Consider the following 22,886-nt stretch of genomic DNA (forward strand, 5'->3'; position numbering starts at 1 on the left):
ATCCGGGTCGGACACCCCGCCGGGCATCTCCCCCACAGGTGGGGAGATTGGCTGGGCGCAACGGCCTCCCCAAACAATCAGCGATTCAGCTCTGCTTGACGTTTAAGATGCGGGAAGGTCATGTCACTTGTGATCTCCCCACCTGTGGGGGAGATGCCCGGCAGGGCAGAGGGGGCACACACGGCATGCCGCCAAATATCCAACTGCCATAAACAAAAGGGCGGCACCTTCGCGCCGCCCTCGGTATTCCGTAGCAGAACCCCAAACTACTTCGCGTTCAAAAACTCGCCAACCTCAAGCAGGCTGAATTCGTTATTGTCGGCCTTGTCGGCGGCGCGGCCGGCCGAGAAGGGAAGGTTGTTGTCGTTGCCGATGATGATGTGCGTGGCGTCGACGCGGTCGACGTTTTCGATCGTCACGAATGGCATGTCGTAGACACCGTCCTTGCTGCCGGCCTTCTTCTTATTGTCGGGGTCCTGGATGTTCATGAGGTCGATATAGCCGATCTTGCGGACAGCCTTGCCAACATTGGCATCGTTGAACTCGATCTTGTAGACGCGCTTCAGCACGGCCGGGGCTTCGAAGCAATCCGGCTTCGGCTGCTTCGGGTCGGCGCAGGCTTTGTCCGTCGTGCCGGCGCCGTTGTCGCGCTCGATGACGAGAGCGGTCGTATCGTCGAGCATGTTGAAGTCGCCGATCGACACACCCTTGTTCTCGAACGGATAGAACCAGCTGCGGCCGGTCCACTTCTTCGAAGCGACATCGAACTCGATGACGCGGATGGCGGTGTGGCCGTCGATGGTTTCCACCGTGCCGTCATCCTTGTAGATGGCGCCTTCGAGCAAGCCGTAGAGCTTGGCGCCGTCCTTCGACATGGCAAGGCCCTCGAAGCCGCCGGAGCGCTTCAGATTGAAGACCGGCATCTTGGCGGCCGGGTTGGCCGGAACCGAGAGAAGCGGATTGTCGGGCGAAAGCACTGGCTTGCCGTCGAGCGTCGTCGGGATGACGTCGGTGAGGCGGCCTGTTGTGTCGAACTTCAGGAGGTAGGGACCGAGCTCGTCGCCGAGCCAGAAGCCGTCGGCAACCGGCTGGACCGATTCGATGTCGAAGTCGGCGCCGGTGAGATAACGCGTGTCGGTGCCTTCGAGAACGATCGGAAACGGAGCGATCTTGTTCGGATCGGAGAGGAAGAGGTTTTTGACGACTTCAGCCTTGCTGCCGGCCCAGTCGAACTTCATCTGGTGCAGGAAGAGCATGGCGTCCGACGAGTTGGACTTCGAGCCGAAGCCGTTGTCGGAGAGGGTCCAGAAAGTGCCGTCGGCCATCGTCTTGACGCCCGAGAAACCCTGGATCGGCTGGCCGTCGAAGGGAAGCTTCAGGTCGGTGACGCGGGCGCCGTCCTTACCGGGAACGGTGCCGAGCGCTTCGGTGCGCTTGCGGTCCGGCGTCGTAAACTTGCCGGAATGCTTGAGGAATTCGGGGGCATCGGCCGGCGCCGGAACCATGGTGTTGGCAGGCAGGATCGCCTGGCCGGCGAGCTTGGCCGGGAACTGCTGCTGGTCGGCCGAAGCAGAGCCCGCGACCAGGATGAAAAGCGATACGGAAGGAAAAAGGACGTTCTTCATAATATCCCCGTGAAGCGGATTGCAAAGGCCTTCCGCTTAGCAGGGCTTCCGTGTCAGCGAATTGACGGTTGGGTGAAGCTTTGGTGACGTGAAGGTCAGACGGTGCTCAGCCGTGCAGAATGACCGCCGGCGTGTTCAGCACGGTGACGGCGCGCGAGGAAAGCGCCATGACGCCGAGCGCCTGGCCGCGTCCCTTCACCGCATGGGTGCCGAGATCCTCGCAGGTGATGTCGTCGGGAAAATCCACGCGCCGGGCAAGCTCGCTGGAGATCAGCACCGATCGGTTCAGACTGCGGCAGAGCGTCTCCAGCCGGGCGGTGGTGTTCACCGTATCGCCGAAATAGCTGATCTTGTGATGGTCGACGCCGATTTCGGCAGTGATGATCTCGCCGCCGTGGAGGGCGGCGCGGAGCTTCGGCACCTGCCCGTAATTCTTTCGCCAACCGGCGGCATTGGCTTCGATATCGGCGAGGATATCGAAGATGCAGCGCACGCAACGCGCATCCTTGACGCCGCGGGCAAGTGGCCATGTGATGATCGCAGCATCGCCGACATAGTCGTTGATCATGCCCTTGTGACGCCTGACGGGCTCGGCGAAGGTCGCAAACAGCGAACTCAGCAGTTGTTGCGCCCTGAGGTCGCCGTGCTTTTCGGCAAAAGCCGTCGAATCGACGAGGTCGATGAACAGGAAGACGCGCTCTTCCCTGACCGGATTGCGGTAGCGGCTGATGAGCATGCTGAGGAAAACTTCACGACCAAGCAGTTCCCGCACGCGCAAGACGAAGATCAGCATCGTGCAGACCGCAAGCGCATAGAGGAAGACCTCGAACGGCATGATGACGAGGTCGAGGAGCGACACCGGCTTCACCATGCCGAGCCACCAAAGCAGCAGGCCGGCGCAGGCAAAGCCGATGCTCATCAGGATTTCGTAGATCAGCAGCTCGGTGATGATGAAGGCGAAAGTCGGCAGCTTCTGGATGCGCCTGTAGAGTGCTCGAAATAGCACCTTGCGCTCGAAAGCGAGGATCGGCATGCCGATGAAGAGCGCGAAGATCGCCCCGACGATCGGCGTCTGATTGGAATAGAACATTAGATCATAGATGACGCCGCTGGCCGCAAGGACGATCGTGATCAGGATCCAATTCTGTGTCGGAGATATTTCCCGCATGCCGCCTCTGCGCCGTGATGTTTCTTCCCGCCATTGTTTCAGGCCGGAAAAAACCGTCAAGCGAATTCGAATCTACAGCGCCGCGCGTCTTTTAGAGGCGGCGGCGCTTGTTCCGAAGCCAATTCGCCGACTTTGTTGGGCCACGTGATTGCCTCTGCAACACCTTGTCAATCTCAGGCCTCCGCCGTATTGCTATCAATAGTTGTGGGCGCCTTCCTGCACAGGAGTATCATGTACAGATTGATAGTTTTCTCAGTGATCACGATCGCGGCTGGCTCCGCACATGCGAGCGGGGTTCCGTTTTTCACCAGTCCTGATGTGCCCGATTATTCCGCAAAGATGATCGTGCGTGATACCTATAATGACAAAGGGGGCCGCCAACGGGTCGTCCAACATCACAACGGCTGGACGCATGTTGAAGAGGACAGACGCGAAGAAACGAACATTTATTACGGACACTTCTTCAAGAACGTTGTTCTGAGGGCAACCAGGAAGAATGGTGAGATCTCGTCAATCGAGGTCAGGCAGGTCGAACCGTCTCGGGACTATAACGGCATCACGGAGGTCAAGGAAACCGATGATGTCGAGGCCATCGGCGGTGAGCAGTGTCGTTGGCGGGAGATTGTTCGGAAAATGAATAAGGACGGGTCCGAGCCTGTTTGGTTAACTTGCCTGACCGGCGACGGAATAGAGGTCGCGACGAAAGTACTTTTCTCCAGTCGAGAGGTGATGTCCGACACGCGGTTGGTTGAATTGCAGCGCGGGCCTGTGCCGGGGGCGGCGGTACGACCACCTATGCAGCTTTTTGAAGCCGGTACCTGGCTCAAACCATTGCCAAGCTATGACGATTACACTCCAAATGCTGGAGACTTTGAGGCGAAGCTGGTCAGCCACAGATCCGAAGAGAGGCTGTTGCGTCATTATCCCTGGTGGCTCCGACAGCGTGACGGCGAGGATGGATCAATCCTGATCACCGTCTGGAACGAACTCGAAGACCAAGGGCTCCAATATTCCGCATCCAAGGGTGAGCGCAGGTTCGAAGCTATCCGCTCCTCCTCGAATCCCGGGCCGTTCTCCAAGAGATTCGACATGGTGTCTGGGATGGTCGACATGAGAAAACAGGATCGGCTGCTCGGCGAAGACTGCGCATGGTATAACCGGACACCAGATTCCGCTGATGCAGGTCTGATGCAATGTCTGACTGCGGACGGTATACCGCTGATTGATGAACACTGGTCCGGCTGGGGTGACGGCGAGATATTCAAAATAGTGGCGTTAACGCGCCGGCCTGTGAGCATGGATGAAATGCAACCACCTCGTGATTACCTCGAGCCTGCTGCCTGGGGATTTATCAGGCCCCAATACTAGAGAGATAAGGTAGTAGCCTAAAACAAGGCAATGGCTTAGCCGTGAACGGCTAAGCTTTGATATGCAGTCGCCTCAGAGGCTGACGGTTTCGACCTTCCGGTCGACGAAGCGCAGAGCGATCGCGCCCTGGATCAGTTGCAGTGCCGGTTCGCCGAAAAGATCGCGCCGCCAGCCGTGCAGGGCAGCGACTTCGGCCTTCTCGCCCTCGGCGGCGATCCTGTCGAGATCTTCGCTATTGGCGATCACCTTCGGCGCCACGCCGTGTTTTTCCGAAATCAGCTTCAGCAGAACCTTCAACAATTCGACGGCAGCAGCGGCCCCTTCGGGCGCCTGCGCCTGGCGTGGCACATGCGGCATATCGGCCTTCGGTAGAGCAAGCGCGGTGTTGACGGCCTCGATGACCGCGGCGCCGGAAGTCGAACGTTCCCAACCCTTCGGAATGGTGCGCAGACGGCCGAGAGCCTCGGTATCCTTGGGCTGCTGCTGGGCAATCTCATAGATCGCATCATCCTTCAGCACCCGCGAACGCGGCACGTTGCGGGCCCGAGCCTCGCGTTCACGCCAGGCGGCGACATATTTCAGGATCGCCAGCTCCTGCGGCTTGCGCAGACGCATCTTCAGCCGCTGCCAGGCATCGTCTGGATGCATGTCGTAGGTTTCGCGCGACTCCAGGATGTCCATTTCCTCAGAGAGCCAGGAGGTGCGGCCTTCGCGCTCGAGTTCCGCCTTCAGCGACAGGTAGACGTCGCGCAGGTGAGTGACGTCGGCCAGCGCATAATCCAGCTGCTTGTCCGAGAGCGGCCGGCGGCTCCAGTCGGTGAAGCGCGACGACTTGTCGATGTGGACGTTCTTGATTCGGCTGACCAACTGGTCATAAGACACGCTGTCGCCGAAGCCGCAGACCATGGCGGCGACCTGCGTGTCGAAGATCGGATGCGGTATGAGATTGCCGCGATTGAAGATGATTTCGATGTCCTGGCGGGCCGCATGAAAGACCTTCAGCACCTTCGTATCGGCCATCAGCTCGAAGAAGGGGGCGAGATCGATGCCCTTGGCCAGCGGGTCGACGAGAACTTCCGTCGTCGGGCTTGCCATCTGGATTAGGCAGAGTTCCGGCCAGAAGGTCGTTTCGCGCAGGAATTCTGTGTCGATGGTGATGAAGTCGGACTTGGCCAGCTCTTTGCAGGCGGCCGCCAAATCGGCGGTGGTTTCGATCATATCATTTCATTCGCAAGGAAAAGGTCGGTTAAACCTTCCTTCTCCTTTCGGTTCGATATGTCAATACAACAGCATACGCTTCGAGCATTGCTGGCTAAGAATCACGTCCAAACTGAGGCACGGCGCGAACGCCGGCGCGAAGCACAGCCCAACCGTAGTGAAAGCGCACTGTCTCAGCTTATCCTGAGATAGCTCGTCATCCCCGTCTTCTGATGCTCGATGACATGGCAATGCAGCAGCCAGTCGCCGGGATTGTCGGCGACGAAGGCAAGCTGCACCTTCTCGTCCGGCTGAATGAGATATGTATCGGAGATGAGCGGCATCACCTCCCGCGTCGAGGAGGAGATCACCGTGAAGCTCATCCCGTGCAGATGGATCGGATGCGCATGCGGCGTGGTATTCTCCAGATTGAAGACATAGCTCTTGCCGAGCTTCAATTCCGCAAGCGGCGCCGTCGGATCGGGCGTGTCGCCTGGCCACGGCACCTTGTTGATGGCCCAGAAACTGTAGCCGAGCGTGCCGCAGATGCTTTCGACGGCGGTATTCTCGGCAGTAGCGCTCAGCACCAGCGGGATCTGCTCGGCAGCGGTTAGATCGGCCTCCGGGACGGGATTGTCGACAAGCGGCCCGAGATCGCCGATATCGCGCTTCAACGATGATCCGACCGCGCGCAGGCTGGCGATCGTCTTCGGCGCCGTGCCGCGGATATCCTCGAGCGTCGCGACGGCGCCTTCATCATCCGGCATTCGCACGGCAAGGTCGAGCCGTTGACCCGGTCCGATCTGCAGGAGGTTGAGGGGAAAACGCTTCGGCACCGGATTGCCGTCGATCGCGATAACGGTGGCCTCGGCGCCTTCCATCTTCAGCGAGAAGATCCGCGTCACATCGGTCACGGCAATGCGTAGGCGCACCAGCCCGCCGGCCGGCGCGTCATATCGCGGCTCTTGGTGCCAGTTGGCGGTGCGCACCGTGCCGTAGGTGCCGGTCTTGGCAGCGTCGCGCGGCCGGAAGGGGGCGATGAATTGTCCGTCGCCGCCGAGCCGCCAGTCGCGCAGGTTCAGCACCACCTCGGCATCGAATTCCGGATCGGCTGGGTCCTCGACGACGATGACGCCGGTCATGCCGTGCCCCATCTGCGTTAGCGTGTCGCAATGCGGATGATACCAGAAGGTGCCTGCATCGGGTGGTGTGAAGGCATAGTCGAAGCTGTCGCCGGTATAGACGTAGGGCTGCGTCATGAACGGCACGCCGTCCATGCGGTTGTCGATGCGAAGCCCGTGCCAGTGGATCGTCGTCGGCTCGTCGAGCCCGTTTTTCAACCGCGCCGCATAGGGTCGCCCTTTCCTCATCCGCAGGACCGGCGGCATGCCGTCATGGCCCCAGCTCATGATATCCCTGGTCGGTCCCGCCTCGGTCAGCATGGCTTCGGTCTTCACCGCCGTCAGCAGCTGCGGGTCGGGAGCCGCTTCGGCAAATCCGAATTTACCGGCAATGCCGATGCCGACGCCATAGGCACCCGCCACAGCGGATGCCTTGAGAAGGTTGCGTCGGTTAAGGAGAGGCATGCGGATGCTCCACGGTGAGAATGCCGATCCTTTTAAAGTTGACCGGCATCTTCATCAATACAAGAAGCGTAGCCAAACTGCCGCAGCATACCGGTCGCAGCCTCGCCACAAACGCGCGTCGAACGCTCGGCCGCGCACGCCAAGCCTTGACAAATCGGAGCGTCCATGCGCTTTTCCGCCCGATTTTCTTGTCGGCGCTTGAGGGTCTTGGAACCCTTGCTGCCGTCTTAAGCCACATGCCAGGATTTGAGATTATGCATCGCTATCGCAGCCACACATGCGCCGCCCTCCGCAAGTCGGATGTCGGCTCGACCGTCCGTATCTCCGGCTGGGTTCACCGCGTTCGCGACCATGGCGGCGTTCTCTTCATCGACCTTCGCGACCATTACGGCATCACCCAGGTCGTTGCCGATCCCGACAGCCCGGCCTTCAAGATGGCGGAAACCGTGCGCGGCGAATGGGTCATCCGTATCGACGGCCTCGTCAAGGCCCGCACCGAAGATACCGTCAACAAGACCATGGCAACAGGCGAGATCGAGCTCTACGCACAGGAGATCGAAGTCCTCTCCGCCGCCAAGGAATTGCCGCTGCCGGTCTTCGGCGAGCCGGACTATCCCGAAGACGTCCGCCTGAAGTATCGTTTCCTCGATCTTCGCCGCGAAACGCTGCACCGGAATATCGTCAAGCGCACCCAGGTCATCTCGGCCATGCGCCGCGAAATGGGCAATGTCGGCTTCACCGAATATACGACGCCGATCCTGACGGCCTCCTCGCCGGAAGGCGCGCGCGACTTCCTCGTGCCGTCGCGCATCCATCCCGGCACTTTCTATGCGCTGCCGCAGGCGCCGCAGCAGTACAAGCAGCTGCTGATGGTTGCCGGCTTCGACCGCTACTTCCAGATCGCGCCCTGCTTCCGCGACGAAGACCCGCGCGCCGACCGCCTGCCGGGCGAATTCTACCAGCTCGACCTCGAAATGAGCTTCGTCACTCAGGAAGACGTCTGGAACACGATGGGCCCGCTGATGACCTCGATCTTCGAGGAATTCGCCGAAGGCAAGCCTGTCACCAAGGAATGGCCGCGCATCCCCTATGACGAAGCGATCCGTAAATATGGCTCCGACAAGCCCGATCTGCGCAACCCGATCGTCATGCAGGCCGTGACCGAGCATTTTGCCGGCTCGGGCTTCAAGGTTTTCGCAGGCATGATCGCCTCCAACCCGAAGGTCGAGATCTGGGCTATTCCGGCCAAGACCGGCGGTTCCAGAGCGTTCTGCGATCGCATGAATGCCTGGGCGCAGTCGACCGGCCAGCCCGGTCTCGGTTACATCTTCTGGCGCAAGGAAGGTGACAAGCTCGAGGGCGCCGGCCCGCTTGCAAAGAACATCGGCGAGGAGCGCACCGACGCGATCCGTACCCAGCTCGGCCTCGATGACGGTGACGCCTGCTTCTTCGTTGCCGGCGATCCGGCGAAGTTCTACAAGTTTGCCGGCGAAGCCCGCACCAAGGCCGGCGAAGAGCTGAACCTTGTCGATCGCGACCGTTTCGAACTCTGCTGGATCGTCGACTTCCCGTTCTTCGAATGGAGCGAGGAAGAAAAGAAGGTCGATTTCGCCCACAACCCGTTCTCGATGCCGCAGGGCGGCCTCGATGCGCTGCAGAACCAGGATCCGCTGACCATCAAGGCGTTCCAGTATGACGCCGTCTGCAACGGCTTCGAAATCGCCTCGGGCTCGATCCGCAACCAGTCGCCGGAAACCATGGTCGCCGCCTTCGAAAAGGTCGGCCTCAGCCAGCAGGATGTCGAGGATCGTTTCGGCGGCCTCTACCGCGCCTTCCAGTACGGCGCGCCCCCGCATGGTGGCGCCGCCTTCGGCATCGACCGCATCGTCATGTTGCTCGTCGGCGCGAAGAACCTGCGCGAAATCTCGCTCTTCCCGATGAACCAGCAGGCACAGGACCTGCTGATGGGGGCGCCGAGCCCGGCAGCGCCGACCCAGCTGCGCGAGCTCTCGATCCGGCCGATCCCGCCGGTCAAGAAAGACTGAGATCGTCTGATCCCGAATGCAAAAGCCCGGCAAATCGCCGGGCTTTCCATTTTGTTCGTTCGCTCACAATGCCGCGTAGATTGCTTCGCGAAGATCGACTGTGAACTTGCCCCACATGCCCTCCAGTGTCGTGTTGGTCAGCGCAACGACGGTCAGCCCGTTGACCGGGTCGATGAACCAGCTATGGCCATAGACGCCGCCCCATTTCAAAGTGCCCTTGGGGAAGGGGACGCCTGCCTCGGCCGGATTGGTGATAACTGACCAGCCGAAGCCAAAGCCGGAGCCGGGTTCGTGCTGCTGGCGACGCCCGCCGGCCTGGTCCGTCATCATCATCCCTACGGTTTCAGTCGAGAGCAGCGGTGCGCCACCCCTACGGATGGTTTCGAGTATGGCCAGGATATCACCCGCCGTTCCCGCCATGCCAGCGCCGCCGGAATGATAGGAGGTGGGGTCGAAGATGCGGTTTGGCGCGAAGCGGATAGGACCCATCAGCGACATTACCAGCGCCTCCTCGCCCATCAGCGCCGGTTCGGGTGAAGCGTCCATATAGGCCGCTGCCAGCCGGCTGCGGTCGCGAACCGAAAACGCCGTGTCGACAAGGCCAAGCGGTTTCGTCACCAGTTCAGCGACGGCCTCGCCCAGCGGCACGCCGGTTTCCGCCTCGATGACGCCGCCCAGAACATCCATGGCGACGGAATATTGCCAATCGCCGCCCGGCGCGAAGCGCAGTGGCGCGCTGGCGATCCGCCGCAGGTTCTCGGCCAGCGGCAACCCGGGTTCAGCGAGGCCGTCGGAAACGCCGGCGCGGGCATAGGCATCGTCGTCTTCGAAGAAGCTGTAGCTGAGGCCGGACGTATGGGTCAGCAGGTGGCGGATACGGATGATCGCCTCGCTGCCGTCAGGCAGCCTTGGCCGGAAGTCCGGCAGCCACCTCGCCACCGGGTCGTCGAGCCCGATTCTTCCCTGCTCGACGAGCCGCATCGCGGCGATGGTGGCGATCGGCTTGGTGATGGAGGCAAGCCTGAAAATGGTGTCCTCGCGCATCGCCAGACCATTTTCGCGGTCGGCGAGGCCGGCGGCGCGGCGATGGACGATGTCTCCGTCGCGGGCGATAAGCACTACCGTTCCCACAAGCCGTTTGTCGTCGAGAGCACTTGTGATGGCCGCATCGACCGCTGCTGCCAGCGATAAATTCCTATCGGCGTCTGCCATTTCGAGGGGAAGACTCATCAGATTAAACCTTCTATAATCACAATGACCGTTCCTGAATATAGAAAGCCACCTCGAATTTCTAGAGTGATCATTGTGAAAAATAGTGCTGACATGAAAAATCCCGCCGCTCGCCGCCGCGGCCGTCCGCCGGCCTTCGACCGCGAGACCGTGCTGTCGGCTGCCCGCGAGACCTTCTGGGCGCATGGATATGAGGGTGCCTCGATCGCCGATCTCACCGCCGCCATGGGCATCACGCCGCAAAGCCTCTATGCCGCCTTCAACTCGAAAGCCGATCTCTATCGCGCGGCGCTGGAGCAATACCGAGGGCTGGGCGCCGATACGTTTTCCGCGCTCGGCGAGCCGATCGACACCGTCTCCGCCTTCGAGCGCATATTGCGGGGCTCGGCTGCGATTTTCTCGGCGCCGGAGCATCCGAAAGGCTGCATGATCTCGACGGCCGTGCTGAACTGCGCCAGCGAGAATGCCGTGATCGCCGACCATGTCGCAGCGATGCGCCGTCGGTCGCTGGATGCTTTCGCGGCAAGGATCGAGCGTGGCATCCGCGAGGGCGACATGAAGCCAGAGACGACCCCCCGCGCGCTGGCACGGTTCCTCGGTGCCATCATCCAGGGCATGTCGGTGCAGGCGAGGGACGGCGCATCGCTAGAGGAGTTGCTTGATATCGCAGTCCTCGCCATCGCCGAGGTCGGCCGTCATCGCGCCTGAAAACGAAAAGGCCCGGCAGTTCACTGGCTGCCGGGCCTTTCATCGCGAGATTGAAGCGATCAGTCGTTGGCGGTAACCTTGACGCCAAGCACCTGCGGCAGCGTGTTCGGAGCGCCCATGGCGGCGCCCACGATCGTCGGGAACGGCACCGGCTTTTCGGGAGCGGCCTTGACGGTCAGGCTCTTCGGGTCGTCGAGGAAGGTGTTGACCGCTGCCGAAACGGCGTTCTGCAGTTCCGGGATATTGAGCTGCGCCAGCATGATCGGCGTCATGGCCTTCAGCGAATCCGCCATCTGCTTGCCGGATATGTTCTGCTGCGCGCCGGCATAATCGAGCGCGCGCTTGGTGATCGAGGCATCTTCGAAACGCACCTGTGCGCCCTCGAAAGACAACTGCTGCATCAGGCCGAGCATGGCAAGACCTAGCGCCTGCTGCGATTCTTCCTTGTTCGGGTTGGCTTCGGATTGCTTCATCGCATCCTGCAGCGACTTCACGAAGGGCATCGTGTAGCCCGAGATCTTGAAGCCAAGGTTCAGCTTGCCGATATTGGTGAAGTCGAAGGCGAATTCCGAAATGTCGATCGTGCCGGGGGCGAGTTCCCAGGCGCCCTTCATGGTGATGTCGCCCTGGATGTGCTGCAGGGCAAGCTTCTCGATCGCGTCCTTGCTCTGCGGATCTTCAGCCTTGCTGAGATCGGCCTTCATGCTTTTGAAGGCGCCGTCGAAATCGAAGCCGGATTCGTCTTCGCGCAGCGTCAGGTTGACGTTGCTTTCGAGCACCGAGAACAATTCCGCCCCATCCTTGACCACCTTCAGCGGGCCGGTATGGGCAGTTTCGTAGAGCATCATGGTATCGAGCGTGTCGCCGCCCGGCGTTGCCGGGATCGAGATGCCGCCGAGCGTCAGCTCCTGCGCCGTGACCGTGACCCCGTCTTTCGTGGTGTTGATGTCGGGGAAGGCGGCCTCTTCGATGTAATAGCCGCCATCCTCGTCTTCCTCGACGCCGGAAAGGGTGACTTCGCCAACGGCCAGGCTTTCGCCGCCGGCAGATTTGACGCTGACATTCTTCAGCGTCGCGGTCGTGCCGTCGATATCGACGCTGTCAGCCGAAATCGTTCCGCCTTGTGCGGCATAGGCGGCATTGAGCTTCTTCAGCAGATCGGCGCCGTCGAGAGCGAAAGCCGAGCCGGCAAGCGAGAAAAAGGCTGCGCTCGACAGCATCAGCCGCGTTGTCCGGTAAAAATTCATGGGGTGATTCCTCTGGTGGCGTGGTGGCGGTTGGAAATCTGCAGTGATGCTACTACGGATTGGGCCTGCTTTATATTTGCCGACCTCTAAATTTTTGTTGAGAGGAACGGCAAACGAAGTCCAAATTGCGGCGGCGCGTTTGTCTCATCCTTTGATGTCACTCCCAAGACTTCATCCACAGCTGCAATGGCCCCGATTCCTTGCCCGCCGGCCTCTTCTGAGCTAGAGCCTTTCCTGGTCAGATTGAAGCAATTCTGTTGGCTCAAACGGAGTCGGATGGTCGACCGGCCGGCGCGCGTCGTAGCCAAGCTCTACGGCCAAGCCGGCCGGTCGATCAGCCGGCCCGTTTCAGCCAACCCGAAGGGCCGGGCATCTTTCCGCCAGGACAGAGGCGATCGGCTCGGACGTACCAAGAGGTATGCCCTTCGCCAATCGCCTCTGCCCTGACGAAAATCTGCTCCGGCAGAATGCTGCAATCTGATCAGGAAAGGCTCTAGTCAGAACCTATGGGACAAGAGATTTTGCCGCCTTCAGGCGGAGACGACGATCACATCCAGCCGGTCGACCTCAAGGCGGCGCTCGAGCAGCGTTACCTTGCCTATGCGTTGTCGACCATCATGCACCGCGCCCTGCCCGACGTGCGCGACGGGCTGAAGCCTGTCCATCGCCGCATCGTCTACGCGATGAACGAGATGGGGCTGAGGCCGAACTCGGCCTTCAGGAAATGCGCCAAGATCGTCGGCGAGGTGATGGGTAACTACCATCCACACGGCGACCAGTCGATCTACGATGCGCTTGCCCGTCTCGCCCAGGACTTCTCGCAGCGCTACACACTGGTCAACGGCCAGGGCAATTTCGGCAATATCGACGGCGATAGCCCCGCCGCCATGCGTTACACCGAATCGAAGATGACGGCGGTCTCCGAACTACTGCTCGAAGGCATCGACCAGGATGCCGTCGATTTCCGCGACACTTACGACGAATCGAATTCCGAGCCGGTCGTCCTTCCCGGCGCCTTCCCGAACCTGCTCGCCAACGGTTCCTCCGGCATCGCCGTCGGCATGGCGACCTCGATCCCGTCGCACAATGCGCACGAGCTTTGCGATGCCGCCCTGCATCTGATCAAGCATCCAGATGCGACCGTCGAAAAGCTCGTCGAATTCATTCCCGGCCCGGATTTCCCCACCGGCGGCATCATCATCGACAACCGCGAAAGCATCATCGAGAGCTACCGCACCGGCCGCGGCGGTTTCCGCGTGCGGGCGAAATGGCAGACGGAAGATCTCGGCCGCGGCGGTTACCAGATCGTCATCACCGAAATTCCCTTCCAGGTGCAGAAATCGCGGCTGATCGAGAAGATCGCTGAGCTGCTGATCGCCCGTAAGCTGCCGCTGCTGGAAGATATTCGCGACGAATCGGCCGAGGACATTCGTGTCGTGCTGGTGCCGAAGACCCGCAGCGTCGATCCGACGATCCTGATGGAATCGATGTTCAAGCTGACGGAGCTCGAAAGCCGCTTCCCACTCAACATGAACGTGCTCTCCATGGGGCGCATCCCGCGGGTCATGGCGCTAAACGAGGTGTTGAAGGAGTGGCTGGACCACCGCCGGGAAGTTCTGCAACGCCGCTCGCGCTTCCGTCTCGCCGCGATCGATAGACGCCTTGAAATCCTCAGCGGCCTGCTGGTTGCCTACCTCAACATCGATGAGGTCATCCGCATCATCCGCGAGGAGGACGAGCCGAAGCCGGTGATGATGGCGCGCTGGGATCTCACTGACAATCAGGTCGAGGCGATCCTCAATATGCGGTTGCGCGCCCTGCGCAAGCTGGAAGAGTTCGAGATCCGTAAGGAATTCGCTGAACTCACCAAGGAAAAGGGCGAGATCGAGGCGTTACTTTCCTCCGACGACAAGCAGTGGCAGACGGTCGCCTGGGAAATCGGCGAAGTGAAGAAGAAATTCGCCAAGGCGACCGAGGTCGGCCGCCGCCGGACCCAGTTTGCCGAGGCGCCCGAGACCGACGAGGAAGCAATCCAGCAGGCGATGATCGAGAAGGAACCGATCACCGTCGTCATTTCCGAAAAAGGCTGGATCCGCGCATTGAAGGGCCATATCGCCGACACGGCGACGCTGACCTTCAAGGAAGGCGACGGCTTGAAGATCGCCTTCCCGGCGCAGACGACGGACAAGATCCTGATTGTCACCACAGGCGGCAAGGCCTTCACGCTCGGCGGCGATAAGTTGCCGGGCGGTCGCGGTCACGGCGAGCCGCTGCGCATCATCGTCGATATGGATAACGATCAGGCGGTGCTGACCGCTTTCGTCCATGATCCCTCGCGCAAGCAGCTGATCGTCTCGACCGCCGGCAACGGCTTCGTCGTTCCGGAGGCCGAGCTGGTTGCCAATACCCGCAAGGGCAAGCAGATCATGAATGTCGGGCTGCCTGAGGAAACGCAGCTGCTCGTGCCCGTCAGCGGCGACCATGTCGCCGTCGTCGGTGAAAACCGCAAGTTGCTGGTCTTCCCGCTGGCGCAGGTGCCGGAAATGTCGCGCGGCAAGGGCGTACGCTTGCAGCGTTACAAGGATGGCGGCATTTCCGACGTCCGCTGCTTTGCGATATCAGACGGCCTCGTCTGGGAAGATAGCGCCGGCCGCACGTTCACGAAGAACAAGGACGAGCTCGCCGAATGGCTGGCCGATCGCGCCACCGCCGGCCGCACCGTGCCGAAGGGCTTCCCGCGCAGCGGCAAATTCGCCGGCTGAGGCCTAAAAATTCCGCGCCCGACTCTTGGCGGGCGCGACAATTCCTCTATCTCACTCCTGTTACCAAAAATACGAACAGGCCAGCTCCGAAGGCGGACGGAATGGCCGAGGCCCGTGCGCTTGGGGAAAGTGCGCGCGCCCTCAACGGAGGAAAATCGATGCCCGCCAGCACCATCAAATTGCATGTCAGCCACACCTACAAAGTGTCGCCCGCTGTCGTTTACGACGCCTGGCTCAACCCCGAAATCGCCCGCCGCTTCCTGTTTGCGACCGATGACGGTCATGTCATCCGTGCCGATATCGATCCGCGTGTCGGCGGCCGTTTCTTCGTCGTCGACCGCCGCCCGACCGGCGACGCCTTCCACCAGGGCGTCTTCCTGGAACTGAAGCGCCCGCAGCGCATGGTCTTCAGTTTCTCCGTCGAGGAACACGACCACAATTGCGACCGCGTCGAGATCAACATCGAGCCTCTTGGCGGCGGCAGCCGTTTGACGCTGACCCATGAAATGTGCGCCGAATGGGCCGAACACGAGGAAAAGACCCGGCAAGGCTGGGCGCATGTGGTCGAAGGGCTTGGCAGGGAACTGGAGCAGGAGCAGTTCAAGGCTACGGGTTGAGCGGTATGCTGAAATCTCGAAGGAAGCGGGTCGCACCTTCTTCGTCGATCTCGCCAGCGGTTACGGCAAGAACGAAAGCGTAGAGATTGGCATCGGTCGTTTCGATCTCGTAGCCATTTTCGAGAAGGAACACACCGGCGGTTACGATCGCGATCCGCTTGTTGCCGTCGACGAATGCGTGGTTGCGGGCAAGACCGAAAAGATATGCGGCGGCGAGTTCGATGACGTCGTCGCAGCCGTAATTTGCCTTGTGCATCGGCCGGCCGAGAGCAGATTCCAGCGCACCTTCGTCACGCAGTCCTGTGAGACCGCCGAAGCGCTCGATCTGCATTTTCTGCAGGCTCTCCACCAATGATCTCGTCAGGAATTTGAAGGCCATTATTCGGCCAGCTTTTTCAAGGCGACCTTATACTTGTCCATGAAATATCGCGCCGCCTCGAGCTGACGAGACAAATCCTCATCGGCCGGCTTCAAAATGATACCGCCGTTTTCCAACTGCAATTCCAGTGAATCGCCGGTCTTCAATCCAAGACGGTCGAGGGTTTCCTTAGGGATGATAATACCCTCGGAATTGCCGATCTTGCGGATCGTGACGTTCATCGCTTCATCCTCGGTGTGGTAACGGAGTTATAACATGAGGCCGAGCAGGTGACAACGTCCTAGCCTGCCATTTGCCTGATGCTTTTCCTCCGCACCATCCAGGCGGAATGCGCCGCGATTGCCGCCACCAGGATGCCGCCGCCGACCAGTGTCATCTTCGTCGGCGTTTCGGCAAAGATCAGCCAGACCCAGATCGGTGCGAGCACGGTTTCGAGCAGGTAGAACATGCCGACTTCAGGCGCCGAGAGGTAACGCGGCCCGGTCGCCAGGCACCAGAGGGCAAGCGGCATCATGACCGCGCCATTAAGGAGGATCCAGGCGGGATGCTCGATCGAAAAACCGCCTGCCGGCATGATTAAGATCAGGCCGACCACCGCCGGCAGCACCGTCGAAAGAAGCGAGACGAAGCCCATCTCCCGGCGCGAGGCGCGGCTGACGGTGATGGCGGCGGCAATGATGAAGGCGGTCAGCAGTGCCATGATATCGCCGAAGAGATGGCCGCCCGAAAGCCCATCCCGCACGATCAGACCGACACCGAAGATCATCGCCGCCATGGCGATCAGCGTTGGTAGCGCCGGCCGCTCCTTGAGGAAAATCCACGAAAGAAGGGCGGCGAACATCGGATTGAATGCGACGATGAATACGACATTGGCCGTCGACGTGTTGAAAACGGCAAGAAGGAAGACCACCGTCGTCAACCCGTAGAGCAGGCCGGTGACGAGGCCCGGCCAGCCCGGCACGAGCACTGGCCATCGCCCGTTGGCGATCCTGAGCACTGTGGCGACCAGAAGCGTCACGCCAAGGGTCGCGATGCTTCTCGCGGCAAGGATCGACCACAGCTCGCCGTCGGCGAGCCGCATGAGCGGGATATCCACGGAAAGCGCCAGCCCGCCGATCGCCGTCAGCAGCAGGCCCTTCCGATGGTCGGAAAGAGCGGTGGGGAACATTCAGTCGTGGGTGCTCTCGGGCATGGACGAGGGATCGAAGCGTTCCCAGCCGCGCGGGGTCAGATGCTCCTGCGGCTGGAAGCGCGTCTTGTAGTCCATTTTCCGCGACCCTTGAACCCAGTAGCCGAGGTAGACATGCGGCAATCCCAGCGCTTTCGTGCGCCGGACATGATCGAGAATCATGAAGGTGCCGAGCGAACGCCGTTCGAGGGCGGGATTGAAATAGGAATAGACCATCGACAAACCGTCGCTCATCGTGTCGGTCAGCGCAGCGCCAAGCAGTTCGCCTTTCGGGCGCTGCTCCAGTCCTGAGCCTTCCTCACGCAGGCGATATTCGATGATCCTCGTATTCACATGCGTGTCTTCCACCATGATGGCATAGTCGAGCACGGTCATGTCGGACATGCCGCCCTGCTGGTGGCGAAAATCGAGATAGCGTCGAAAGAGTGAATATTGCTCGCTGGAGGGCTGGGCCGCGAATTCGGTAGCGATGACGTCGGAATTTGCGGCAAGCACCCGCTTCATCGATTTGGTCGGCTCGAATTCCTGGGCGAGAATTCGCACGGAAACGCAGGCGCGACAGGATTCGCAGGCCGGGCGATAAGCGATGTTCTGCGAGCGGCGGAAACCGCCCTGCGTCAGGATGTCGTTCATCTCGGCGGCACGCGGGCCGACCAGATGGGTGAATACCTTGCGCTCCATCTCATGCGGCAGGTACGGACACGCAGCCGGAGCCGTCAGATAAAACTGCGGGGATGGCGTCGTCTGCGTATTCATTTGTCGCGGAAATTTCCTTGTCGAGACCGTGCCGTTTCCTGACAGCATGACCTAAGAATAAAAAACGTCAACAGCGGGGCGCGTTTCGCCCTTCATATCAGTCTTCTAATTTTAGATATGGAGCGCCGGCGCCCGTCGGCAAAGAGAAGGCGGAGACTTTATTTCGTCTCCGCCCTGGGATTGCAGTTAGGGTTTCAGCCAAAAGTCTCAGGCCGTGCGCACCGTCGCCGTGCCCACAAGTAGGTCGTGAACAAGACGGCTGCGTTCGATGAACAGGCCGGCAAGCAGGATGAGCGGCGTCAGCACCGAGTTGAGGATCCAGAACAGTGCCAGATGCACGATCGCCGTCATGAAATCCATCGGCCGTCCGTCGACGCGCACGATTGCGATCCCCATGGCGCGCATGCCGAGCGAGGCCTGGCTCGGCCCGCCCACTGTCAGGCCGAAGTAAATGCCGGCGACGATAACGAAGAGGGCAGGGTAGAGAAAGAAGCCGAGCCCCAGCGTGACGATCGACAGGAAGAACAGCACGATCGCTGCGGGAATGCACAGCAGCGCCACGATGACATAGTCGAGAATGAAAGCGAAGACCCGGCGGCTCAACACGCCGCTATAGGCGCGCCAGTCCTCCGGTGCGGCATAAAGCGGATTGGGGTTGTAGCTCATCTCAATCTCCTGCGGAAAAACGATGCCGCTGATATGGTATCGGCAGGGCAAAATGCAATATTTGCTCTAGATTTGGATGATTTTTCGGACGGTTCGGCCCAATCATCGCTTTGCGAGAATTTTCGCCACTTCGACCGCGAAATAGGTAAGTATACCGTCGCATCCCGCTCGCTTGAACGACAGCAGCGTTTCGAGCATCGCCCGCTCGCCATCGATCCAGCCGTTCATCGCCGCCGCCTTGATCTGTGTATATTCGCCAGAAACCTGGTAGGCAAAGGTCGGCAGGCCAAAGGCCTCCTTCATCCGCCAGCAGATATCGAGATAGGGCAGGCCGGGCTTGACCATCAGCATGTCGGCGCCTTCCTCGACATCGAGGGCCGCGTCGCGGATCGCCTCGGTGCCGTTGGCGGGGTCGATATAATAGGTCTTCTTGTCACCTTTCAGCAGCCCGCCCGTCGAGATCGCCTCGCGATAGGGACCGTAGAAGGCGGAGGCGAATTTCGTCGCATAGCTCATGATGCCGACGCTCTGGTGGCCGGCTGCATCGAGCGCCATGCGGATCGCGCCGATGCGTCCGTCCATCATCTCCGACGGCGCGATGATGTCGGCACCGGCATCCGCCTGCATCACGGCGGCGCGCGCCACCTGGTCGACCGTCTCGTCGTTGACGATTTCGCTGCCTCTGAGAATGCCGTCATGGCCGTGGCTGGTGAAGGGATCGAGCGCGACGTCGGTGATGATGCCGATATTTGGCACCGCCTTCTTGATCGCCGCCGTCGCCTGATTGATCAGGTTATTGGCTTCGAGGCTGTTCGAGCCGGTCTCGTCGCGCAGCTCCATCTCTATATTCGGAAAGGTGGCAAGCGCCGGAATGCCGAGGCCGGCCGCTTCCCGCGCGGCTTCGACGGCCTTGTCGATGCTCATCCGGTTGACGCCGGGCATGGCAGCGATCGGATCGACGATGCCGGAACCCGGCACGATGAAGATCGGCCAGATCAGGTCGTCGACGGTCAGCCGGTTCTCCTGCACCAGCCGGCGTGTCCAATCCGCCTTGCGGTTGCGCCGCATGCGGCGATGGCCGGTGATGTCGTCGACGAGATGAGTCCTATCCTGCATGATATCTGTCCCTGGCCCATTCCATTTATCGGAGCGCTCATTATCATGGCGCCTGGAAAATCCAAACCGGACGATTGGCCGCGGCGGAAGAACCTCTGGCGCATGATGCCGATAATCGGAATCGATTTTTCGGGGGTATGCGCAAACTCAAAGTGATAAAGCGTTCTCCAGCGCGTCTTGTCAGACACGCGGCGTTCTTTATGAAGATGCAACCCCAAACCGATGTCTGCGCTATGGAAACCGAATCCCCGACGATACCGAAACGCACACTGGCGGATATCCTCTTCATTCTCTTCCTGAGGCTGGTTGCCTTATCCTGCTTCTGGTTCGGCCTGCAATATTGGGCGATGCTCGTCGGCTATTCGCTGGTGGGCGCCGGCCGCTTCGATCTTTTGAGCCTGCCGTGGAAGGTGGCGAGCACCAGCCTCGCCGTGCTCTTCCCCGTTGCCTCCCTCGGCCTCTGGCTGACCGTCTCCTGGGGGCCGGTCATCTGGGTGCTGGCCGCCGGCGGACAAATCCTCATGTATGGCCTGCTGCCGGATATTTTCGGCCCCAACCAGCTGATCATCCTGCTGCATGTCATCGTCGCGGTGGTCTACTTGATTTTCCGCCTGCTGCTCTGGCTGGAAAAGCGCCGGCATCGCCGTCAGGTAAGTGTTGATTTACCCTGAGACAACGTGGAGTTACCGGTAAGGCTCTGTTAAGCCTGCGGTTTAAGTCGAATTTTATATGTATTCGATAGGGTCTCACTCAAGGCGGGAAGAAAACACACCGCCAAACAAACAGTGAGGCAGTCAATATGAACACGAAAATCAAGCCGCAGGCGGTATCGACCTTCCGTGACCAGCAGGACCACGACATCCGTGATCTTTACATGGAATCCCTTCATCTCGTTGAACGTCTGCACCGTCGTCTTCTCGACGTCATCAAGGACGAATTCGACCGTCAGGGTCGCAGCGACGTCAATGCCATCCAGGCGCTGCTCCTTTTCAACATCGGCAATTCCGAGCTGACCGCCGGCGAGCTGCGCTCGCGTGGCTACTATCTCGGCTCCAACGTCTCCTACAACGTCAAGAAGCTGGTCGATCTCGGTTTCATCAACCACCAGCGCTCGCGCATCGACCGCCGCTCGGTCCGCATCAGCCTAACCGAAACCGGCCAGGACATCGCCGAAACGGTGGCCAAGCTCTACGAACGCCACATCGCCTCGATCGACAAGGTCGGCGGCATCGGCACAGACGAGTTCACCCAGATGAACAAGCTGCTCCAGCGTCTGGACCGTTTCTGGAACGACCAGATTTTGTACCGTCTCTGAGACCCCTGACCTCCTTCCAGGGTTGACCAAAACCGGATGCGTCCCTGCGTGTCCGGTTTTGCCGTTTGCTCTTGCGTGGCATCTTTGCAACGCAGGGCGGGCCAAGCGTTCTCGCGTGTTTTCAAGCCGTTTTTTAGCCGTTATTAACCGGCACGCTTTACCCCGTCATATGGTTCGTTGCGTCCTGTTTCCGGCAGTCGGCAAGTCCGTCTTCCGGCCTGGCAACACGAATTGGCCATATTGGTGTGGCAGCGGAAGCTTAACAACCGGCGCTTTCAATGGACCGATCAGGAGTGTTCAGGCTGCCGCATCGCAATCTTGTGATGGGGCAAGCGGAATTTTTCGGTGCGCCGGGACAACGAATGGACTGGGATCTGCGTTAAAGCGCAGTGATATCGCAAAAGGCCGCAGATTCTCTTTATAGCGGCATTCAGTGGTTGGGACTATGTCGAAGAAAAACGGAATTGAAGCTCTCTCGCGCCGCGCCTTCCTTGCGTCCGCGGCAACGGTTGGCGCCAGCGCGCTTGCCGCGCCGGCATTCGCGCAATCGGCGCTCGATACGCTGATCAATGCGCCGCGCCGCGGCAACTGGGACGACCAGTTCGACGCCAAGGCGGCGTCGCGCACGGCGACCGCCATGGTTTCCAACACGCCGATCCTCGGGCCCCAATCGGTCGCGAGCGCCCAGCAGGCGATCATGCAGTATCAGCAGATCGCAGCAGCCGGTGGCTGGCCTGAGGTCAATCCCGGTGACCAGCGTCTGCAACTCGGCGTCAGCTCTCCCGCCGTCCAGGCGCTGCGCCAGCGCCTTGCGATCACCGGCGATCTGCCGCGCGAGGCCGGCCTGTCCAACGCCTTCGATTCCTATGTCGATGGCGCCGTCAAGCGCTTCCAGGCGCGTCACGGGCTGCCGGCCGATGGCGTTCTCGGCGAATTCACGCTGAAGGCGATGAACATCCCCGCCGATGTCCGCCTGCAGCAGCTGAACACCAATGTCGTCCGTCTGCAGACCTTCCCTGAAGATTTGGGCCGCCGTCACCTGATGGTCAACATCCCGGCCGCCTATGTGGAGGCTGTTGAAAACGGCAGTGTCGCGACGCGTCACACCGCGGTTGTCGGCCGTCTCAGCCGCCCGACGCATCTCGTCAATTCGAAGATTTACGAGGTCATCCTCAATCCTTACTGGACGGCACCGCGCTCGATCGTCGAGAAAGACATCATGCCGCTGATGCGCAAGGATCCGACCTATCTCGAAAAGAATGCCATTCGTCTGCTCGACGGCAAGGGCAATGAAGTCGCCCCCGAGACCATCGACTGGAACGGCGAAGCGCCGAACCTGATGTTCCGTCAGGACCCCGGCAAGACCAACGCCATGGCGTCGACGAAGATCAACTTCTACAACAAGAACGGCGAGTATATGCACGACACGCCGCAGCAGGGCCTGTTCAACAAGCTCATGCGCTTTGAATCTTCGGGCTGCGTCCGCGTTCAGAACGTGCGCGACCTGACGAACTGGCTGCTGCGCGAAACGCCCGGCTGGAACCGCCAGCAGATGGAGCAAGTGATCGCAACCGGCGTCAACACACCGATCAAACTCGCCGCGGAAGTTCCGGTCTATTTCGTCTATATCTCTGCTTGGGGCATGCCCGACGGCATCGTCCAGTTCCGCGACGACATCTATCAGATGGACGGCAATGCCGAGCTGGCGCTCGACACCACAGCTGGCATGGAACAGCCGGTCCAGTAAGCGGCGACCTCTGCATCGCAATTTGAAAACCGCGCTTTTTCCGGCGCGGTTTTTTTATGTGGGAAGCGGTTCTTGAGATGGCCGTCAAAGATCGGCACGGAGCGACCGCAAAAGAGCGTGAGCGCGCGCTTTGCTCAGCAAATGTCGTTCTTCGTATTGCCCTTG

20 protein-coding genes are annotated in these 22,886 nt (G+C 60.4%); 8 read left to right on the plus strand and 12 right to left on the minus strand.

What is annotated here, in order from left to right; all coding sequences use genetic code 11:
• Positions 1-266: 266 nt before the first annotated feature.
• Positions 267-1,625 (minus strand): esterase-like activity of phytase family protein, encoded by a 1,359-nt coding sequence (locus tag BA011_RS03855; protein ID WP_065279508.1) that lies wholly within the window; start codon positions 1,623-1,625, stop codon positions 267-269.
• A gap of 106 nt (positions 1,626-1,731) precedes the next feature.
• Positions 1,732-2,793: an adenylate/guanylate cyclase domain-containing protein gene (locus tag BA011_RS03860; RefSeq protein WP_065279509.1), complete on the minus strand. Its 1,062-nt coding sequence runs from the start codon at positions 2,791-2,793 to the stop codon at positions 1,732-1,734.
• A gap of 231 nt (positions 2,794-3,024) precedes the next feature.
• On the opposite strand from BA011_RS03860, the gene BA011_RS03865 reads away from it, so the two are divergent.
• Positions 3,025-4,161 (plus strand): hypothetical protein, encoded by a 1,137-nt coding sequence (locus BA011_RS03865; RefSeq protein WP_065279510.1) that lies wholly within the window; start codon positions 3,025-3,027, stop codon positions 4,159-4,161.
• Positions 4,162-4,233: 72 nt separating this feature from the next.
• Here BA011_RS03865 and rnd read toward each other — a convergent pair whose 3' ends face one another.
• Together rnd and BA011_RS03875 are read right to left on the minus strand one after the other, a co-directional pair.
• Positions 4,234-5,379 (minus strand): ribonuclease D, encoded by a 1,146-nt coding sequence (rnd, locus tag BA011_RS03870; RefSeq protein WP_017959852.1) that lies wholly within the window; start codon positions 5,377-5,379, stop codon positions 4,234-4,236.
• 173 nt (positions 5,380-5,552) lie between these two features.
• The gene (locus BA011_RS03875; protein WP_065279511.1) at positions 5,553-6,944 is read right to left on the minus strand and encodes a multicopper oxidase family protein; all 1,392 of its coding nucleotides are present in this window, start codon (positions 6,942-6,944) and stop codon (positions 5,553-5,555) included.
• A 254-nt stretch (positions 6,945-7,198) separates the two neighbouring features.
• On the opposite strand from BA011_RS03875, the gene aspS reads away from it, so the two are divergent.
• On the plus strand, positions 7,199-8,989 hold the full coding sequence (gene aspS, locus BA011_RS03880) for an aspartate--tRNA ligase (protein WP_065282401.1): 1,791 nt from the start codon (positions 7,199-7,201) through the stop codon (positions 8,987-8,989).
• A gap of 63 nt (positions 8,990-9,052) precedes the next feature.
• On the opposite strand, the gene BA011_RS03885 is transcribed toward aspS, so the two are convergent.
• Entirely contained in the window at positions 9,053-10,219 is a 1,167-nt protein-coding gene (locus tag BA011_RS03885; protein ID WP_065279512.1) for a serine hydrolase domain-containing protein, read from the minus strand.
• 66 nt (positions 10,220-10,285) lie between these two features.
• Between BA011_RS03885 and BA011_RS03890 the strand changes: the two genes are divergently transcribed.
• On the plus strand, positions 10,286-10,927 hold the full coding sequence (locus BA011_RS03890; RefSeq protein ID WP_151343382.1) for a TetR/AcrR family transcriptional regulator: 642 nt from the start codon (positions 10,286-10,288) through the stop codon (positions 10,925-10,927).
• 59 nt (positions 10,928-10,986) lie between these two features.
• Here BA011_RS03890 and BA011_RS03895 read toward each other — a convergent pair whose 3' ends face one another.
• Positions 10,987-12,174, minus strand: coding sequence for a hypothetical protein (locus tag BA011_RS03895; protein ID WP_065279513.1), 1,188 nt, complete (start codon positions 12,172-12,174; stop codon positions 10,987-10,989).
• A gap of 506 nt (positions 12,175-12,680) precedes the next feature.
• Here BA011_RS03895 and parC point away from each other — a divergent pair.
• On the plus strand, positions 12,681-14,936 hold the full coding sequence (gene parC / locus BA011_RS03900; protein ID WP_065279514.1) for a DNA topoisomerase IV subunit A: 2,256 nt from the start codon (positions 12,681-12,683) through the stop codon (positions 14,934-14,936).
• A gap of 158 nt (positions 14,937-15,094) precedes the next feature.
• Positions 15,095-15,553 (plus strand): SRPBCC family protein, encoded by a 459-nt coding sequence (locus tag BA011_RS03905; protein ID WP_065282403.1) that lies wholly within the window; start codon positions 15,095-15,097, stop codon positions 15,551-15,553.
• Here the strand turns inward: BA011_RS03905 and BA011_RS03910 are convergent.
• The 6 genes from BA011_RS03910 to hemB form a co-directional block, all read right to left on the minus strand.
• Positions 15,543-15,932 (minus strand): type II toxin-antitoxin system death-on-curing family toxin, encoded by a 390-nt coding sequence (locus BA011_RS03910; RefSeq protein ID WP_065279515.1) that lies wholly within the window; start codon positions 15,930-15,932, stop codon positions 15,543-15,545. The two genes, BA011_RS03905 and BA011_RS03910, sit on opposite strands and share 11 nt — an antisense overlap.
• Positions 15,932-16,153 (minus strand): AbrB/MazE/SpoVT family DNA-binding domain-containing protein, encoded by a 222-nt coding sequence (locus BA011_RS03915; RefSeq protein ID WP_065279516.1) that lies wholly within the window; start codon positions 16,151-16,153, stop codon positions 15,932-15,934. Before BA011_RS03915 ends, BA011_RS03910 begins: the two co-directional genes overlap by 1 nt.
• A 59-nt stretch (positions 16,154-16,212) precedes the next feature.
• Positions 16,213-17,100: a DMT family transporter gene (locus BA011_RS03920; protein ID WP_065279517.1), complete on the minus strand. Its 888-nt coding sequence runs from the start codon at positions 17,098-17,100 to the stop codon at positions 16,213-16,215.
• Complete coding sequence (locus tag BA011_RS03925; RefSeq protein WP_017959862.1) at positions 17,101-17,877, minus strand: arginyltransferase; 777 nt, start codon at positions 17,875-17,877, stop codon at positions 17,101-17,103.
• Positions 17,878-18,084: 207 nt separating this feature from the next.
• On the minus strand, positions 18,085-18,543 hold the full coding sequence (locus BA011_RS03930; protein WP_003547150.1) for an RDD family protein: 459 nt from the start codon (positions 18,541-18,543) through the stop codon (positions 18,085-18,087).
• A gap of 102 nt (positions 18,544-18,645) precedes the next feature.
• A complete protein-coding gene (gene hemB / locus BA011_RS03935; protein WP_065279518.1) occupies positions 18,646-19,659 on the minus strand; it encodes a porphobilinogen synthase in 1,014 nt (337 codons plus the stop codon).
• Between the two features lie 233 nt (positions 19,660-19,892).
• Between hemB and BA011_RS03940 the strand changes: the two genes are divergently transcribed.
• The 3 genes from BA011_RS03940 (at position 19,893) to BA011_RS03950 (ending at position 22,721) form a co-directional block, all read left to right on the plus strand.
• The gene (locus BA011_RS03940; RefSeq protein ID WP_025394019.1) at positions 19,893-20,330 is read left to right on the plus strand and encodes a DUF6163 family protein; all 438 of its coding nucleotides are present in this window, start codon (positions 19,893-19,895) and stop codon (positions 20,328-20,330) included.
• Between the two features lie 128 nt (positions 20,331-20,458).
• The gene (ldtR, locus tag BA011_RS03945) at positions 20,459-20,974 is read left to right on the plus strand and encodes a transcriptional regulator LdtR (RefSeq protein ID WP_003547156.1); all 516 of its coding nucleotides are present in this window, start codon (positions 20,459-20,461) and stop codon (positions 20,972-20,974) included.
• A gap of 445 nt (positions 20,975-21,419) precedes the next feature.
• Positions 21,420-22,721 (plus strand): L,D-transpeptidase family protein, encoded by a 1,302-nt coding sequence (locus BA011_RS03950; RefSeq protein WP_065279519.1) that lies wholly within the window; start codon positions 21,420-21,422, stop codon positions 22,719-22,721.
• Positions 22,722-22,886: the final 165 nt, after the last annotated feature.

It is taken from the genome of Rhizobium leguminosarum (assembly GCF_001679785.1).
GTDB classification, from domain to species: Bacteria; Pseudomonadota; Alphaproteobacteria; order Rhizobiales; family Rhizobiaceae; genus Rhizobium; species Rhizobium leguminosarum_R.